Origin of the sequence: Hahella chejuensis KCTC 2396 (assembly GCF_000012985.1) — a bacterium.
Classification (GTDB): Bacteria; Pseudomonadota; Gammaproteobacteria; order Pseudomonadales; family Oleiphilaceae; genus Hahella; species Hahella chejuensis.
Genome location: NC_007645.1, coordinates 3,412,549 through 3,429,425 on the forward strand (window position 1 = coordinate 3,412,549; position 16,877 = coordinate 3,429,425).

A 16,877-nucleotide genomic window follows, 5' to 3' on the forward strand; every position below is an offset into this window, starting at 1 on the left:
CTTAAAAATCAGTATATGGAGCACACACATGAACGGTAGAGAAAAGTTATCTCTGGTGCTGACGGAGCTCGGCGGCTTCATTGGACTGCCTGACTTTCATCGCAAGGAGGACCGGCCCCCCCAGCTTGTGTTTGACGACAACATTATTGTCAATTTCGAGCTTTGTCCCAATGAGGCTTTTTTAATTATCTACAGCAGTCTCGGTGAGGTTATCGGCGCTTCCAGCCACTCACTGGAAGCCCTTAACGCCAGATACAGGCTGCTATTAGCGGCCAATCTGTTCTGGCGAAACACAGGCGGCGCCACAGTGGGGGTGAGCGACGACGGCCTCGTCATCATGAGTTATCAGCATCCCGTCGAGGAGTTGGATGTGCGCGCGCTGGAATCGCTACTGGTCACTTTTGTGGACTGCGCCGAGTCATTGAAGCGCTCTCTAAAGGACTCAGCTGAACAGACTGAGGAACTGCCTGATCCTCGCCAGACATCCCCCATCCACTCCACTGACCACTTAGTTAAAGTTTAAAACTCAGGAGCCCATCTCATGCCGAATCCAATTACTCTATCAAGTTTTGTGACCGCCGCCCGTCAGAACGAAGGAAGACTGGTGGTTAACAACAATAATACTGTGGCCGCCTCAGGAAATATGGGTGACCGCCATGTCACATCCGCCAGCGCAGAGAAGAAGATAAATAGTGATAACCAAAACGCGAATAACGAATTTGCAAAAGTAATGCGGCAAGCCTTTGGAGAAAAAATCGCGGGGCAGGCGATAGGGACCGCTCTCCAAGACAAAACGCAAGCCTTAACCGGCAGAACGGTTTTAAACGTCTTTCAGCACGCCAAACAGCTGCAAGACGACAGGGGGCTCTTAGGGAATATGTACGCGTCTCTGATGGACAGGGTCGGCCTGGCGCCCAGCAAAAGTCATATCAGAGAAACCTGGCATAACTTAAAACCTCATGTAAACGTTGAACAAAGAGCGCGCGGCGAAAGCGACGCTACTGTCGACTCTCTTGATCTGCATGACATGCGTTCTTTTGCGACCTTTGTCCCTAAAGGCGTATCAGAAGCGGCGGCGATGGAGTTTCTGATGACCCATGACGACGGCAAATTGCTGATGGCGAACATTGCCCGCAATACCGCCAATTGGGATGACTCAACCGCCGAGAAGAAAGCCAGCAATACTCAGACTCGGCTTAATATCGCCCTGCAACAGGTCATGTCGGGAGAACGGCTCCCCACGCGCTTACAGCTCAATGTGGGCGATGAATTGGTCAAAATTACCAAACGTGGAGAGACGCCCAGCGCTTATTCGCCGTACTTCACCACACGGGCTGCGTTAGAACAGGCTATTCGTACGGTGGACAAGTCGGACCCGAACCGCTCCATCGCCGCCGTCTTCGGATTGCCCCTTGGAAGCATTGATGCTAAAGATGTGTATGACGTTCATGTGATAAGAGTGACTCAAGCGACGTCGGTTCTCACCTCCACCGTTGCGCCGACTGAAGAGCTGGGCAGTCACGTGAAGACGCCGGGAGGCGCCATGCAGATTCTAATGAGCCGGGCGGATGCTGAAAACGTGACGACCACCATTAAGGAGAGGGCGGACACCAGTGGTGTAGGAGCCAGCGTGATACGCACTGTCGGCGATTTGTTTAAAGTCGCCCAAAGCCAGCTGGGGTTTGGCTCCTGATCTCATAAAACCTAGTCTTGCAAGGCGTCTTGACGGACGCCTTCTGTGATTTGGCTGTAATAGAATTCTCAAAGCCAATCGGCATTGGAGGAAACGCAACATGCAACAATTCACCGGCGGTTGCCTCTGCGGCGCCGTGCGTTTGACGGCGACGGGGCGTCCTTATCGGGTGGGTGTGTGTCATTGTCTGGATTGTCGTAAGCATCATGGCGCGCTGTTTCATGCGTCTGCGATTTTTCCTCAGGATGCGGTGACGATTGAAGGGGAGGTGGGCGACTACGCCGGGCGCTGTTTCTGTCCTCGTTGCGGTTCGTCCGTTTTTTCACGCACCGGCGACGAAATCGAAGTGAACCTTGGCGCTTTGGACGCTCCGGATCAACTCACGCCCACCTACGAACTCTGGATATGCCGCCGCGAGTCCTGGTTGCCGCCGTTTCCCCTCTCCAAACGCTATGAGCGCGATCGAGACGACGCCAGTCGCTCTGAAGAATAAGGCTTGCACAGCTCACTATCTTGGCTATAAGTGAATTAGATTTTTCAGATTTGACCTCACATGACGCGCATAAAAAATTCCGCCCTTTCCTCTGCAAGCTTGCGAGCGCTGATGCGCTTTCTCATTTCGTTCGTGGCGTTTCTGTCTTTGGCCTCTTGCCAGAAGTTAAAAGAAAGCCCGGAGTTCACGGCATCCAGCCATCTGCCGCAGTATGGCTACCAGTCAAACTTTGAAGATTACGTCGCCGAGACCAAAGCCTGGCTGCTTGAGAACAGAGCCTTCAAAACAGAAGACCGGCTTAGCGAACTGGAAGCCAATCTTCCATTCGAAATGGCGCCCAGGCGCCCGAATAACAAAAGCGTCCTGTTGGTGCATGGGCTAGGTGACTCGCCATTCTCTTTCATCGATATCGCCAGTCACCTCGTCACCCAGGGCTATTTTGTGAGAGCCATACTGCTGCCGGGCCATGGCAGCAAGGTCGCCGACCTCAACCTGGCGACATTGGAGGGTTGGAAGGCGACGCTTCAGCATCACATTGCGCTGTTGAAGGCCCGATCGGATGAGGTCTGGCTGGGTGGTTTCTCCACGGGGGCGAACCTGGTGACCTCGGCCGCATACGATGACGAAAAGATCGCCGGCTTGATCCTGTTTTCGCCGGCGTTTGAAGCGCGTTCGCGACTATTGGTTTTCTCAAAGTACGTCAAGTATTTCATTACTTGGGCGGACCAGGATGAAGAGTCCAACTACTTAAGGTACAACTCGCTGCCCATGCATGCGGCGGCGATGTTTTATGAAACAGTTTTGGATGTGCGGGAGAAAATGAACGACTCCGGGTTTGCCAGACCGGTGTTCATTCTCGCCAGCGCAAACGACAGCATCATCGACACCCAATATCTGCGGGATCGCTTCGGCCGGACCTTTACCCATCCCGGCAGCCGGCTGATCTGGCAAGGCGATGATATCGCCGACCGCGACCCTCGCATCCTGACGTATAACATGCACCTGCCTGAACTCAGAATCGCCAACGGGTCTCACATGGGCGTTCTGTTTGCGCCGGAAAACCCGGAGTACGGCGTCAATGGCAAGCTGAGAATCTGCGACAACGGCCAGTCGCAGGGAAATCAAATCCTCTGCGAAAGCGGCGCGGAAACCTGGCGTACTGCCTACGGCGGCGATGGGTCTGATAACGCAACGTCCCGACTCACCTTCAACCCATACTTTGCTGAGCATATGGAAGTGCTGGACAGGGTCATGGCGTCGGACTCTGATGGCGCCAGAGTTGTCGAGTCAGACTAGCGTCGCTCCAAGCTACTTATTAATATGGCAATGATATTGGCATGTTAATGATCAGGCGCATGGATGCGCCTGCGCGGCGGCAAGCCGCGGGAGACAGGGCCTGACATGCGCAGGCCCTGTCGTTGCAGACAAATAGAAGGAAGCTATTTGTCTGCCTGGTTAATAGTCAAGCCAGGTCGTTCAGATATCACTGCAAAAAAAGAAACGGATTCTCTCTGAGCTTTTTTGCGGCCAGATCAATAAAACAGCGGGTCTTGGCGTTGGCGCGGCGGCCTTCCAGGTGAATGATATTGACCGGCAGCGGCTCCTCTTCAAACTCGGTTAATACCCGTTGCAGCCTGTTCGCTTTCAAATCCTCGGCCGCCTGATAGGACATCAGCGTCGTTAATCCGTGACCCAGTAACGCAGCCTTCCGCGCGGCGCCGTTATGATTGCAGCGTAAGCGCGGGGTTAATCGAACCAGTTCTTTGTTTCCATTGATCTGAAAATGCCAGCCATTGGTATATTCAAACGGCGCGGGAAAAATGACGCTGTGATTAATCAGGTCTTCCGGTTTTTCCGGGTAGCCATAGCGTTTGAAATACTCCGGCGAGCCGCAAATGATCTTTTTAACATGGCCGACGGTAGTGGCGTACAGGCTGGAATCCTTGAGGCGGCCGATACGTATCGCCACGTCAAAGTCTTCTTCTAAAAGATTGGCGACCCGGTCCAGCAGAATGATCTTTACTGATACGCCAGGGTGTTTCGCCAGATAGTCAGTGACAATCGGCATGATGTATGTTTCGCCAAATAACACAGGCGCTGTAACAACCAGAGTTCCGGTGGGCTTGGCGTAAGTCCCCGCCGCGGCGGCTTCCGCCTCTTCCAGATCCTCCAGTATGCGTTTTGCATCCTGTAAAAAGCGGGCGCCGGACTCGGTTAACCTCACCAATCGGGTGGTGCGGTTAAATAACTTCACCCCCAGCCTTTCTTCCAATGCGGCGACAGCGCGACTGGCAGCCGGCGCGGAAAGCCCCAGGACCTCACTGGCGAGGCTGAAACTCTGTTGTTTCGCCACTTCAATAAATACCTGCATGGTTTGCAGTTTATCCACGCCGCCACCTTGGTTTACATCGTCAGATTATTGCGTCGAGTGTAATAGTGAATTGTAAATTTCGTCAATTACATCGGCATTTGCATGAATAATACTGCTCATCAACCGCTTAATTAGCTCAACCGCCCCCACAAGGCAGCGGCAATATCTTGAGAAACAAGAGAAAACCAAGGAAAACAGGAGAAAACCATGAACGCTGAATTTCCCAATATACAAGCGCCGATCAAACTCTATCGCAACCCGATGTCCGGGCATTGCCACCGCGTTGAGCTCATGCTTTCTTTCCTGGGGTTGCCATACGAAACGATAGATCTGGATATGGCGAACGGCGCGCACAAAGCGCCTGACTACCTGAAAATCAACCCGTTTGGGCAGGTTCCCGCCATTGACGATAACGGCGTCGTAATGGCGGATTCCAACGCCATCATTACTTACCTGGCGCAGAAATATAGCCATGGCGACGAGTGGTCGCCCAGAAAACCGGAGCAGGCGGCGGAAGTGCAGCGTTGGCTCTCTGTCGCCGCTGGAGAAATTGCACAGGGTCCCTGCGCGGTGCGCCTGGTTAAGCTTTTTGGCATGAAGCTGGATTATGACAGAGCCAAAAGCATTACTGAGTCACTGTTTGGCGTCTTGGAGCCTCTGCTGACGAGCCGTGAATATCTCGCTGGCGATCGCATCACCCTGGCGGATGTGGCGGGCTATAGCTACATCTCCCATGCGCCAGAGGGGGGCGTCAGTTTGCAGCCGTATCCCGCCATTCGCGCCTGGCTGGAGCGAGTTGAAGCACATCCGGGCTTTATCGGCATGAAGCGCTCTCCCTTACCGCCAATGTAATTCTCTCAGACTTAATCCAATAAAGGAGCTGGCAATGACTCAGCAAGAAAACTCTCCGTTTCACGCGGCGGAAATCGCGGTGCAAGAACGGCTTGGCGTTGTGGATCAGGTGGCGCAGTACAGCAGGGGGATTCGCAAGGCGATGCCGATGCAGCATCGGGAGTTTTTTGGCGGGCTGCCTTTTATTGTCCTGGGGCTCGTGGATACGCAGGGTTATCCCTGGTGCATGCCGCTGTTTGGCGAAGAAGGCTTTATTTCTTCTCCTGCCGACACCCGTTTGGAGTTGCGGGCTCTGCCGGCGCTCACACATCTACTGGGCCTTAATTTCGCTCCAGGCCAAAAGGTGGGCGCGCTGGGCATTCAGCTAAGTACGCGACGACGCAATCGTGTGAACGGGGTGATTGGGGAAGTGACCGCGACAGGCTTCAGCATTGATGTGGAGCTTAGCTTCGGCAATTGCCCCAAGTACATACAAACCCGGGACCTGCAGTGGGCCAAGGGAGAGCCCGCCGCCATGGACGTTGATAACGCAGCGATCGTCGCCGGCATAGCTGAGAACGCAAAGCCGTTGATAGCGCAGTCAGATACCTTTTTTATCGCTTCCCGCACCAAGGTGATAGACAGAGATCCTCGTCATGGCGTTGACGCTTCCCATCGTGGCGGCAAGTCGGGCTTCGTGAAAGTGGAGGGCGATACCCTGTTCTTTCCTGACTTCAGCGGCAACCGTTTTTTCAATACCCTGGGCAACATTGAATCCGACGGGCGAGTAGGGTTGTTCTTCCCGGATTTCTCGACAGGGAGCGCCCTGTTGGCGGTGGGACGCGCCGAAGTGCTATGGGATCATCCCTCGGTGAATGAGTTCGAAGGCGCGCAGCGCATCATTGCCGTCAAAGTGGACCAATCCACCTATCTCGAAAAGTTCATGCCGATGACGGGGGAACTGCAAGAGATTTCCCCGGCTCTCGACGGGACTGGCCTATGGAAGGATCATAAGGTAGCGCAGAGGTAGAGATTGATATTCGCCTTGTCTTTAGGCGCGGTTACTGCCGGGTGTTTCAATCATCAGGTAAAAAAATAGAATTGATAGAATTTTTCATACTCGCCAGAATCCTTTAGGTGATCCTTGGATTAATAGAATAAGTGCAGCACTTTGGATAAGTTGAATTAATCAGCCAGTTAGAGGTATGGCCGGGATTCTGGAACACGGGGCCACAGTTGCTGTAACCAATTGATTTTAAAGCCGTAAAAAGACAAAAAAATTTGAAATCCGCCTGTTCTGGTTATTTTTTGCTCACCCCTCGTTCCAGCGCCTTGACTGCTTCCTGCACAGGAAGGGGTTTCCATCAACCTGGAGGATGTAAAACACTTGTCACCTTACCATAGTTTCGGGACCAATCTGTTGGGCAGCTATCATCCCGATCTGAAAAAGAAGCTGGACCCCATTGCTCTTAAACTTGACCTCAATGAGTAACAACCTTTGATATCAGCTTCCAGTATCCTATGCGAAAGGGATCGATTATTAGCTATTGGTACACAGAGATGAGACGTCATTTTCGGAGTAGCGTCTGGCTGTGATTGAGAGTCAAATGTAAGGGATCAATATATATACCGTCTTTTCACAGCAGCGACACGCAAAGCAAAGCCGAAGCGCGCATGTCCGGACGACCGGATGTGCTTCAAAACCGGGGGCACCATTGGCTATACGCTACGAACATTCTCAACCGGGCGACCTTCGGATCGAACGAGGCGCAAACTAACGCAGTGCTCAACCTTGGTACAGACTATCCATATCAACTCTAATGTCGCTGGCTTAGGATGGTATTTCCAGTGAATTACGAAACCAACCAGCTCTCGACTTTTTCCTTCCCGTATTTCTGTTTCCACGTGTTCAGCGTCTTGTGGTTGCCGCCGCGCGTCTCCACTGTTTCACCAGTTTTGGGGTTCTTATAGACCTTGACGGGACGTGGGGCTCGACGTTTTCCAGAGGATTTGGCTGGAGCGGCGTTTGCGCCGAACATACTTAATAGATCTTCGGAAGACATCTTATATTTGGACATCAACGCTTCAAGTTTCTTTTTGAATTCGAGACCCTTTTTGAGCTCATCGCTTTGCTCCAAAGACGCGATTTTATTCTGCAGCGCTTCAAGCTCAGCCAAGGCATTTTGATAGGCATTTAATTTTCTCATTATATAGTCTCTTGTCAGTCATTATTCTGGATCGATAAGCCTATAAACCACAGCTTTAGTTTAAGTATAACGTACAGAATTATTGTATTAAATTGCTGATGTTAAAGGGCTCTTGATTAAGAGATGGCCGGGGAGTCCTTTTTCCGGCCCTCTTTGGATATTCAAGAATGACTGTTTGAGATTATATTTTTACTTTATGGGTCTGAAAGGCAGCCAGATGGAGGATGAGATATCTGGCCGTGCGCCTTTCAGTGAGTGGTAAAGTAAAGTTTGAAACGACAATATCAGGTCACGTTGTCCACATACTTTTATTGCAAATTACCTGTCGCATCCTGGGTAAGTGGAGTGATTTGCGACACATAGTCTTGCTCATCCAAAGTGATCGTGATCGTTCCATCATCCCTGTTTGCATTCCAATGGCGACCGTTCTGTATTACCTCGAACCCTATTTGCTGAAGGAACGATAATGTTGGCTCCAGATGGCGGTGCAAATGCTGCTGCAGCGCATACTGCATCATTCTACACAGCGGATGTGGCGTGAGCCGTGGGAGCGGCTCTGGGTGCGAGACCAGAATGCAGCCATGGATGGTGTTGGTGAAACGTAGAATCTCTATCACATAGCTCTCGTTTAGAATGCCCGCGGAGACAGCGCAGAGACGCAATGGGTCCACCTTTGGTATACCTCCTGCGTCAACCAGATGCTTCATTCCATTTACAGAGAACCATTCCTTCAATTGGAGGCTCGATTGAATCAACGGAGCCGGCATTGGGTTGGGACTGGCCCACGCCCAACAAAATGATTGGTCGTTAGTGGAGTAAGTACCCAGAAGCTGAATCGGCATTTCCTGATTGTTATACCACGCGACACCTTGGTGTAAGTCGTATCCCTCCGGCGCATCCTCTCCATAAGCTAGTCGCAGGGCTTTGTGGCGATAAAGTTGTGGTAAAAGATGTTGATGAAGCAGATCGTCGAATTGTTGCATTGTCAATTCTTGCTCCCTTACGATGATATTTTCATCCACTCTTTATCCGCGCCAGGCCAATATTGAATTATCCATGAATTTTCCTGTTGCTCCCCTGGAATAAAGTAGATAGCTTTTTGAGTCTCAAACACTCCTACAGGATTTCCTTTATCTTTGAGGCAAATGAATTGCCCGTCTTTTAACTCAAAGATTCCTTTCGATCCGCCTGCTAGGAAAATTCGCTCGTTTAAGCAGCCTATGCCATACCAAGTGTATTCCGGCGAGCCAATGTCTACAAAGCCATCTTTTGCATTGCCTTTGAGCAAGTCTCCGCTTCGACCGCATATGTAAACTTCAGATTCGCTTATTACTTTTACGTCGGTAAAGACTTCCCCTTCCGGCAAATGATCCGGGTAGGGAATTTGTTTCCAAGTTTGGCCATCATAGTGATGAATTTTCCCGTGATAGCCGACGATATAAATATCATCAGGACCGGAACCATCCATTGCAGTTGAGACATTTCCAATATCATGCTCACTCCAGCACTGTCCATCCCAGTGATAGGCTTGGCCTCTAAAGCTGCTCGCCCAGACATCGTTGTTGGATGTGCCCCAAACAGCTTGAAGTAAATTGTTGGCGACGTATGTAACGTTCCAGTCCTTGTCTGCAGCTAATTTTTTATACCTAAAACTGGGTTGAGGTGGAGTAGGGAAAGTAACGTCAGCATCGGTGTAGGCATTGCCGGATCTGTCAACAACCCATAAATTGCCCTCTGGCGACATCCACATGGCGTTCAGTTGAGTGTCGGCCCAAAGAACTTGAGGCGGGCGCTGGCCGAGCACAATACCGTTTTTGTCAGTAGGACTCTTTGTTATCGTGCCTACGGCAGAGACTGCATCGCCTTCATCATAGTGTGTAAAAACCTCATATATTTCCCCTTTAAGGTTTTCACATACACCTAAAACTTGGTTTATTTCGTACATTTCGTCTCCTTAGAAGTCTTCGCCTGTGCGAATGTTGCCTGCTGGCACGTCACCACCACCAATCAGGTTGGAGCAAAGTGCGTCCATATCGCAACCACAACTTTCCAGATAGAGCTCATACTCCTTTCTAATACACTTAGCCACAAGTGCCGCGTCATCAGCCGGAACGCGAGCCCTATACTCATCTTTCGCCCTCATTATATTGGTCATTGGCAGAGACATGGCGGTGACGTACTCCATGTGATCCAGCCACTCCGTCACAGTTGCGTATCTGCCTTCGTCTTGAAGGTCCTTGGCGAACTTTGCTTCCTCATCGGTTAAATACCGATGCTCTGTACCATTGGATTGGCCATCGTACACAAAATAGGTAATCGCATTCCCTTCGGTATAACTTCCAAACTCAGGCCTAATTGGTACGGCGGATCGCTTTTCTTTTGAGGCGGCGTTTCTAGACCTGGCCATGAAACATGAATGCGGCACAAAATGCTCGCGTTGATATCCGGTTAATTTAACTCCTTGAAGCGTTCGATAGGGACCAACCGTGATGCCATGCTTGTCAAACAGTTCCTTTCGTTTTTCGGGATCATTTACGATCTCGTTTACTTCCTGCTCGGTATAGAGCTTGGCTGTCGCATTGTCACTGGCGCCTTCCTCCGAGGTTTGCTCAGAATTTTGGCCTGGCTTAATTGGTGGAAGAGGCCTCCGCTCTTGCGGCACGCTCTCCCATCCAAGATTGCCATTGAACGAAGATACTTCGCTGACCTTGCCTGTAACCGCTGGAGGTGGCGGCGGAGCTGGATCGGCGGTTCTGATTAGCCAAGAGCCTACGCGGTAATCCGCATTGGTTGGTGCAAGTCCATCTGGCGTTTCCTCAACTATGGGCATGAATGGCTTTTTCTGGTCGGTGAAGATCAGTAGGACGTGGCCATTCTTTACATCGTTCAGAAACTTATGGCGCCATGGCGGAAAACTGCTTACCCCTCGACCAGGAAAGGCATTAAGCGGTGACCCGAAGTGATTGCCAGCAAGGTGTTTGGAAACCTTATCCATTTCGGGTTCGATGGATAAGCACCTTTCCAAAATGCTGGCCGCCACAAAAGGGGACTCGATATAAGGCAGCTCGTCGACGGTGACGTCGAACATATGCTTGATCTTGTAATAACGGGTGGAGATCATTCAACAGTCATCCTTGTTAAGCTGCTTTCGATAGGACTGAGCGACGAAAGTTCTTCGACTTTCTCATTGGTCCGATGCTTGACGCGGTAACGGCGGCTAGAGTACATGCGGACATATCCCTTGTAAGACGTCATTCCTGATGGAGACGACGCGGAGCACAACAAATAAGTTACGATTGATTACAATACAAGAATATTTTACTTGTGAGAGTGGATGGGCAGTATCGGCTATAGGGAATAGCCCCCTGGAAATAGAGCCCGCTCCCGGCTTGACGTGGTTGGCGCGTTGAGATTAGAAGTGCAACACTTCTTTTATTTTAATTTTATCAGGCGTCGCAGATGGACTCGCAATCTCAAAAATCCCCCCAGGACATCGCGGACGAGGCGATACGCCGCTACCTTCCCGAATACGCGCCGGACTTGGCGCATCGCCCCCGGGGAAGGCTCCCCGCATTCGCCAACGCCCCGCCTAATGACTGTAAGAGGCTTTACAGGAATATGAACCTGGAAGAGATGACCCGGTTTATAAGCCTCTAGCGTTAGGTCATTCATAATAGCCATTCTTTGGGATATGCATCTAAGCTTTTCCACCAAATAGCGCTTTCAGCGACATACGCCTCTACAGTAACTCCAGCGTCTGCTGATAGGGGAGACGCAGCGCCGAGATCGCTTCTTGCTTGGATTTGATATTGGTGTAACCAATGACCAGTCCGTATTTCCTGTGTTTCTTCTGGGCGTAGCACATTGAAAGCGGCAGCACTTGCAGATTATGCGACTGCCATATATGGCAAAGCTCTCTGTCTTGGGCGCCGTGCTTCAGGAAGGCGACAATATGCATGCCGCCATTCTGGAGCGGCATATCGAAGAAGTCGCCATAAATTTCTATGAACGCGTCCCGCACCATTCTTCTTCTGGACTCATACAGAGAACGCATGCGCTTAAGATGTTTGAAGAAAGCGCCGGAGGATATAAATGACTCCAGAATTCTCTGCGGGAGTAGAGGCAACCCTGTCTCAACGATTTCCGCTGTCTCATAGAACTGAGGGATCAATGCTTTGGGGATCACCACATAAGCCGTGCGCAGTGAGGGCATGATGGTTTTGCTGAACGTCCCGACGTAGATCACCCGGTCAAAGACATCCAGGCTCTTTAACGACGGGATATTCTTTCTGGAGAAGTGAAATTCCCCGTCGTAGTCGTCCTCGATAACCCACGCCCGGCGCTCCTGAGCCCAATTCAGTAATTGATGCCTTCTTGGCAAAGACAGGCTGACGGTAAGTGGGCTTTGATGGGAAGGGGTGATGATGACGAGTTTGGCGTCATTATGATGAGTCTCTAGAAAGTCGACATTAACGCCTTCCGAATCGACGGGCGCGTAGTGGAGATTTTGACCCCGTCTCTCTAACAGCTTTTGCCCGAAGAAATATCCTGGTTCCTCAAATACGACTTTGTCTGAACTCGACGCCATGGCCTCAAGTATGAGCCTAAGGCTGGAATTATAGCCGTTGGTGATGAAGACCTGATCTGCGGTGCAGTTGACGCCACGCGAAATACTAAGGTAGTTGGCTATCGCTTGCCGAAGGGGGAGATGCCCCATGACAGGCGGGTAATTCATGTCTTCATAGGTCATGGAGCGGACGGCCTTCCCGGAGAGAAGCAGCCACTTTTTGTAAGGAAACTCATCCAGAGATGGAATGCCAAGCTGAAAGAAACCGCGAGTATCGCGAAGGTCTACGACCGTTCTTAAATCAGGGTCCTCAAGCCTGGTCGGCGACTGATTCCAGTAGGCGCTATCAATGACCAGATCCGGGTTAACAACCGTTCCCCTGGGGCCCCGACTGACAAGGTAGCCCTCGCCAATCAAAATATCGTAAGCCGACTCCACCGTCTTTTTGGCGACCCCGAGCTCCTGCGCCAGACTGCGTATGGATGGCGCTCGTTCGCCCGGCTTCAGGTCGCCTCGGTGTATAGCGCTGATAAAGCGATCATAAATATCTTTGTAGCCCACTCTATGTCCTACCTAAAAATACAGCTTTTGTACCCTTAAAGTACGTCATTTTTGCTCATAATTCACCACCAGTCTTCCCGCCGGATGGCGACCTGGGCGAGCCGCGGGAGACAGGGCCCGACATGGCAGGCCCTGTCGTTGCAGACAAATAGAAGGAAGCTATTTGTCTGCCTGATTAATAGTGTGAGACGCCCTGCAGTTGACTGACCGCTAATTGCGTTAAGCCCCAATCTCAAAGGAGAGCAGTATGAATCTCTTGCACATCAAAGTGAGTCCAAACCTGTTTGGTTCGGCGTCGAGGGAAGTGTCCGACTATCTTGTCGACCGGCTGAAAGTGAAACACCCGCAGCTCAATGAAACAGTGCTCGACCTGTCGCAGGAACCCTTGCCGCACCTGGATGGATTTACTATCGAGGCGTTCTTTACCGAACCCGAACAACGAACAGAGCAGCAGAAAAACGCCGTCAGGCTCTCAGATAGAATGGTCGATATGCTGTTCGCCAGTGAACTGATCGTCCTGTCGTCCCCCATGTGGAATCTGGGGTTGCCGTCAGTATTAAAGGCCTGGTTTGATCACATCACCAGGGCGGGGCGGACTTTCCGGTTTACTGATGGCGGCGACAAGATCGGGTTGGTTGCAGATAGAAAAGTGTATGTTGTAATGGCCAGCGGCAGCGCTTTTTCGAATGGCCCGTATGTCAGTCACGACCAGTTCACTCCTTATATAAACGTGGCGTTCCAATACGTTGGAATCCGTGATTTGAATTTCATCCGAATAGATGGAACCCACGACCCGCTCACCCGCGACGTCGCTGTACCCAAGGCGATTTCAAGCGTTGATGAAATGATTATTTAGAGGAAGGCCTGCTGAGTTTCAGAGCAGGTTTCTTCTCCAACCGTTTCCGACCTTTCCGATACATAAGCTTAACAAACTCAGGAGCAATGCTATGCCAACACAGTTCAAGGGCTTGATGAAAATACCATTGGTTGCGTTTTTATCTCTATCTGCATTTTCTCAATCCGGCTATGCAGAAGAGGTCGATTATTCAGCCGAGGGTGAGCGAAGAGCCAAGATTGCCGGCGAATCTCTGATTGGCGCGCCGGCGCCCAAAATCAGGATTAAAGATATTGATGGCGAGACCATCGATCTTGCTCAAGTGTATGGCGAGAAGCCTGTCTATCTGAAGTTCTGGGCCACCTGGTGCGCGCCCTGCCGTGAACAAATGCAGGGGTTTGAAGAGATTTTTCAAAAGTACGGCGACAAAATTCAGGTGGTCGCGATCAATACAGGGATCAGTGACAATCAGCAATCCGTCACTGCGTTTCGTGAAAAAGCGGGACTGACAATGCCCATCACCATCGACGACGGAGAGCTGGCGCGTGCGTTTCAATTGCGCGTCACTCCACAGCACGTACTAATCGATAAAAAAGGTGAGTTTGCTTATTTCGGACACAAGGATGATCAGGAGCTGCATCAGGCGCTGGATCGCGTTGTAGCGGAAAAATCCGCCGAAAAGCCTTTGAATAATCCTGTGTTAACCGCCAAAGATAATGGTTACCAAGTGGGAGACATCGTGCCGAATGTCTCTTTCTCACCCATTGACGCACAACCGCTGAGTTTCAAATTTAACACGCCTGACAGCAAGAAAGTGGCCGTGGTGTTCTTTGCTCCCTGGTGTGAATGGTATTTAGAGAAGACGGAGCCGAAAACATCAAAAGCCTGCACTCAGGTTCGTGAACTGCTGGAGAGCCAATCAAAGCAATCAGATGTGCAATGGGTGACCGTTTCCACCAACTTATGGTCCTCGCCTGCTGATCTTAAAGACTATCGCGCGAATTATGGGGCCTCCATGCCCATCGTGTTTGATGAAGATGGAAAGTTGTTTAAGCAGTTTGGCGTTAATCAAGTGCCAACCATCGCCGTCATCGAGCCTGACGGCATCGTTAGCCTGAAATCTTCGATACAGGATGACGATTTTGACGCCGCTTTGAAAACCATTGCGAATTTCAAGTAACTTAAATTAATCAGAGTAGGCGCTGTATGCAGTTCCTGATGAAAATGATGGTGTGGCTGGTCGCCTTGATAGGCTCTCTGCAAGTTCTGGCCAGCGAACAAACGGATGATCAGCGCCTGCTTTCAATATCCATTCTATTGGAATCAGAAAATCCCGCCGCTGGCGGCGAGTACGAGCTGGCGTTAACTATGACGCCCAAGCAAGGGTGGCATGGCTACTGGCTTAACCCTGGCGACGCCGGCTTTCCGACCCGGCTTAGTTGGCGGCTTCCCCAGGGCGTGAAGATAGGGGAGGCGCAATACCCTGCACCGAGTCAGCTCCTCACTACGGATATCATGAACTACGTTTATCCTGGTGAATATACTCTGCTGACGCTTATAAAGATTGATAAAGGTATTGCGGCCGGGAGTTCATTGCCAATAAAGCTCGACGCCAGTTATTTGGTTTGCAATTCCACCGCGTGCCTGCCTGAACAACAGACTATTGAAACCTCTATCATCGTCGGGGATGGAAAAGCCTCTGACAGCCGCATAGATACATTCAGTCAATGGAGACAAAAACTCCCCAGACCTTTAGCCGCGAAAGGGCGGTTTTCCGTCGATAACGGAAAGTTTGTTCTCGCCTTACCCTTGCCAGACTCAATCAGAAGCGATAACGCCCATATCTACCCGATCATGAATAATACGATCGTAAACAGCGCCAGGCAGTCATTCACCCATGACGGCGATACTCTCAGAATGCAAACTAACGCAGGTGATGAATTGGGGGAGTTATTTCAGGGCGTCTTAGTGCTGGATAACGGCGTTGCCCTGAGCTTTGAAGCGGATAAAGCAGACCCCGCCGCATTGATTTCCGACAGGGCAAATAGCAATGGCTCCGCCAGTAAGAACACATGGGTGATCGGATTTGCGGCTTTCTTCGGCGCAATCCTGGGCGGCCTGTTGCTCAACATCATGCCCTGCGTGTTCCCTATATTGAGTCTGAAGATATTAAGCCTCACCCAGCAAGGGTCTAAAGAAGAGGCCAGGACAGGCTCTGTTGCTTACACGTCTGGCGCCATATTGGTATGTGTTCTACTGGGCGGCGTGATCCTGGGCCTGAGAGCCGTGGGGCATCAAATCGGTTGGGCCTTCCAGCTACAGAGCCCTGCGGTGATCGCCGCGTTGATCGTATTAATGAGCGCAATCGGCTTCAATCTGGCGGGGTTGTTTGAAATCGGGACACTGACTTCCGGGTCTCGTTTGCAAGATAAAAAAGGGCCAATGGGCGACTTTTGGACCGGGGTTCTAGCGGCGTTTGTCGCCACGCCCTGCACGGGTCCGTTTATGGCGACCGCTTTGGGGGCGGCCTTAGTCTTACCCACCGGCATAGCCTTTATGATTTTTGCGGGCCTGGGTTTCGGCATGGCGTTACCGATATTGCTGGTGGGCTTTATTCCCGCGCTACGCGCTCACTTCCCCAAACCCGGCGCCTGGATGACGACCGCAAGGCGCGTTCTTTCTCTGCCGATGTTCATTACCGTAATAGGCTTGGTCTGGGTTTTGATGCGCCAGGCCAATAATGACTATGTGCTATCGGTGCTCGCAGCCACGATGTTATCCACGGTTGGTTTATGGGTTACCGGTCTGTGGCAACAGAGTCAGCGCAGGGGGGAATGGTGGCCCGCCATCGCATTAACGCTATTGCCTTTCTGGGCGGTGATCAGCTGGATTCCGCCTGCTCATGCAGCGGCGCAGATTGAGCAAAAACACGTCTCAGAAGCCGTTGTGTTTAGTCAGGATAAGCTAGAGGCGGCGCTGGCGGAGAACGATGTGTTTTTGTACTTCACCGCTGACTGGTGTCTGACCTGCAAGGTGAATGAGAAAACGTCTATTGATCAGAAACAAGTAAAAGACGCATTTGAACAAAACAGCGTAGTAACCATGGTTGGCGACTGGACGAACGGCGATAGTGAGATAACTGAATTTCTGTCGCGACATGGCCGCTCAGGCGTGCCTTTGTATTTATGGTATAGACAGGGGGTAAGTAAACCCACGGTTCTGCCTCAGATCCTGACGCCATCGATATTAGTTCATCAGGCAGGCAAATAGCCTCCTTTAGCTTCCTTCGATTTGTCTGCAACGACAGGGCCTGCGCATG

General features: G+C 51.2%; 15 protein-coding genes. 9 read left to right on the top strand and 6 right to left on the bottom strand.

All coding sequences use genetic code 11. From position 1 onward, the window contains the following. The first annotated feature begins 28 nt into the window (after positions 1-28). The 4 genes from HCH_RS14905 to HCH_RS14920 all read left to right on the top strand — a co-directional run bounded on the left by HCH_RS14905 (position 29) and on the right by HCH_RS14920 (position 3,482). On the top strand, positions 29-523 hold the full coding sequence (locus tag HCH_RS14905) for a type III secretion system chaperone (protein WP_011397142.1): 495 nt from the start codon (positions 29-31) through the stop codon (positions 521-523). An 18-nt stretch (positions 524-541) separates the two neighbouring features. Next, positions 542-1,693 carry a hypothetical protein gene (locus HCH_RS14910; protein ID WP_011397143.1) on the top strand — a complete coding sequence of 384 codons (1,152 nt, stop codon included), beginning with the start codon at positions 542-544 and terminating at the stop codon, positions 1,691-1,693. A 100-nt stretch (positions 1,694-1,793) separates the two neighbouring features. After that, a complete protein-coding gene (locus HCH_RS14915) occupies positions 1,794-2,186 on the top strand; it encodes a GFA family protein (RefSeq protein WP_011397144.1) in 393 nt (130 codons plus the stop codon). Positions 2,187-2,297: 111 nt separating this feature from the next. Further along, positions 2,298-3,482: an alpha/beta hydrolase gene (locus tag HCH_RS14920; protein ID WP_041598683.1), complete on the top strand. Its 1,185-nt coding sequence runs from the start codon at positions 2,298-2,300 to the stop codon at positions 3,480-3,482. Between the two features lie 187 nt (positions 3,483-3,669). On the opposite strand, the gene HCH_RS14925 is transcribed toward HCH_RS14920, so the two are convergent. Next, positions 3,670-4,575, bottom strand: a complete 906-nt coding sequence (locus HCH_RS14925; protein ID WP_011397146.1) for a LysR substrate-binding domain-containing protein — start codon at positions 4,573-4,575, stop codon at positions 3,670-3,672. Positions 4,576-4,764: 189 nt separating this feature from the next. Between HCH_RS14925 and HCH_RS14930 the strand changes: the two genes are divergently transcribed. Continuing rightward, positions 4,765-5,409: a glutathione S-transferase family protein gene (locus tag HCH_RS14930; RefSeq protein ID WP_011397147.1), complete on the top strand. Its 645-nt coding sequence runs from the start codon at positions 4,765-4,767 to the stop codon at positions 5,407-5,409. A 34-nt stretch (positions 5,410-5,443) separates the two neighbouring features. Beyond that, the gene (locus HCH_RS14935; protein WP_011397148.1) at positions 5,444-6,418 is read left to right on the top strand and encodes a pyridoxamine 5'-phosphate oxidase family protein; all 975 of its coding nucleotides are present in this window, start codon (positions 5,444-5,446) and stop codon (positions 6,416-6,418) included. Between the two features lie 823 nt (positions 6,419-7,241). Here HCH_RS14935 and HCH_RS14940 read toward each other — a convergent pair. From HCH_RS14940 to HCH_RS14965, 5 genes are all read right to left on the bottom strand, one after another. Beyond that, on the bottom strand, positions 7,242-7,595 hold the full coding sequence (locus HCH_RS14940) for a histone-like nucleoid-structuring protein, MvaT/MvaU family (RefSeq protein ID WP_011397150.1): 354 nt from the start codon (positions 7,593-7,595) through the stop codon (positions 7,242-7,244). Positions 7,596-7,903: 308 nt separating this feature from the next. After that, positions 7,904-8,617, bottom strand: a complete 714-nt coding sequence (locus tag HCH_RS14945) for a DUF6882 domain-containing protein (protein WP_148212580.1) — start codon at positions 8,615-8,617, stop codon at positions 7,904-7,906. Continuing rightward, positions 8,596-9,540, bottom strand: coding sequence for a hypothetical protein (locus HCH_RS14950; RefSeq protein WP_011397152.1), 945 nt, complete (start codon positions 9,538-9,540; stop codon positions 8,596-8,598). The genes HCH_RS14945 and HCH_RS14950 overlap by 22 nt, the downstream gene beginning before the upstream one ends. Positions 9,541-9,549: 9 nt before the next feature. Further along, entirely contained in the window at positions 9,550-10,716 is a 1,167-nt protein-coding gene (locus tag HCH_RS14955) for a hypothetical protein (protein ID WP_011397153.1), read from the bottom strand. 618 nt (positions 10,717-11,334) lie between these two features. Next, a complete protein-coding gene (locus HCH_RS14965; protein ID WP_011397155.1) occupies positions 11,335-12,723 on the bottom strand; it encodes a PLP-dependent aminotransferase family protein in 1,389 nt (462 codons plus the stop codon). 247 nt (positions 12,724-12,970) lie between these two features. On the opposite strand from HCH_RS14965, the gene HCH_RS14970 reads away from it, so the two are divergent. The 3 genes from HCH_RS14970 (at position 12,971) to HCH_RS14980 (ending at position 16,828) form a co-directional block, all read left to right on the top strand. Continuing rightward, the gene (locus HCH_RS14970; RefSeq protein ID WP_011397156.1) at positions 12,971-13,579 is read left to right on the top strand and encodes an FMN-dependent NADH-azoreductase; all 609 of its coding nucleotides are present in this window, start codon (positions 12,971-12,973) and stop codon (positions 13,577-13,579) included. Positions 13,580-13,670: 91 nt separating this feature from the next. Then, complete coding sequence (locus HCH_RS14975; protein WP_011397157.1) at positions 13,671-14,738, top strand: TlpA family protein disulfide reductase; 1,068 nt, start codon at positions 13,671-13,673, stop codon at positions 14,736-14,738. 26 nt (positions 14,739-14,764) lie between these two features. After that, complete coding sequence (locus HCH_RS14980; protein ID WP_011397158.1) at positions 14,765-16,828, top strand: protein-disulfide reductase DsbD family protein; 2,064 nt, start codon at positions 14,765-14,767, stop codon at positions 16,826-16,828. The last annotated feature ends 49 nt before the right edge of the window (positions 16,829-16,877 follow it).

What these genes read in the sequence shown, in the direction of transcription:
- HCH_RS14905 (WP_011397142.1), top strand. Translation starts at nt 29, where the DNA reads ATGAACGGTAGAGAAAAGTTATCTCTGGTGCTGACGGAGCTCGGCGGC.
- HCH_RS14910 (WP_011397143.1), top strand. Translation starts at nt 542, where the DNA reads ATGCCGAATCCAATTACTCTATCAAGTTTTGTGACCGCCGCCCGTCAG.
- HCH_RS14915 (WP_011397144.1), top strand. Translation starts at nt 1,794, where the DNA reads ATGCAACAATTCACCGGCGGTTGCCTCTGCGGCGCCGTGCGTTTGACG.
- HCH_RS14920 (WP_041598683.1), top strand. Translation starts at nt 2,298, where the DNA reads ATGCGCTTTCTCATTTCGTTCGTGGCGTTTCTGTCTTTGGCCTCTTGC.
- HCH_RS14930 (WP_011397147.1), top strand. Translation starts at nt 4,765, where the DNA reads ATGAACGCTGAATTTCCCAATATACAAGCGCCGATCAAACTCTATCGC.
- HCH_RS14935 (WP_011397148.1), top strand. Translation starts at nt 5,444, where the DNA reads ATGACTCAGCAAGAAAACTCTCCGTTTCACGCGGCGGAAATCGCGGTG.
- HCH_RS14940 (WP_011397150.1), bottom strand. Translation starts at nt 7,595, where the DNA reads ATGAGAAAATTAAATGCCTATCAAAATGCCTTGGCTGAGCTTGAAGCG.
- HCH_RS14950 (WP_011397152.1), bottom strand. Translation starts at nt 9,540, where the DNA reads ATGTACGAAATAAACCAAGTTTTAGGTGTATGTGAAAACCTTAAAGGG.
- HCH_RS14955 (WP_011397153.1), bottom strand. Translation starts at nt 10,716, where the DNA reads ATGATCTCCACCCGTTATTACAAGATCAAGCATATGTTCGACGTCACC.
- HCH_RS14970 (WP_011397156.1), top strand. Translation starts at nt 12,971, where the DNA reads ATGAATCTCTTGCACATCAAAGTGAGTCCAAACCTGTTTGGTTCGGCG.
- HCH_RS14975 (WP_011397157.1), top strand. Translation starts at nt 13,671, where the DNA reads ATGCCAACACAGTTCAAGGGCTTGATGAAAATACCATTGGTTGCGTTT.
- HCH_RS14980 (WP_011397158.1), top strand. Translation starts at nt 14,765, where the DNA reads ATGCAGTTCCTGATGAAAATGATGGTGTGGCTGGTCGCCTTGATAGGC.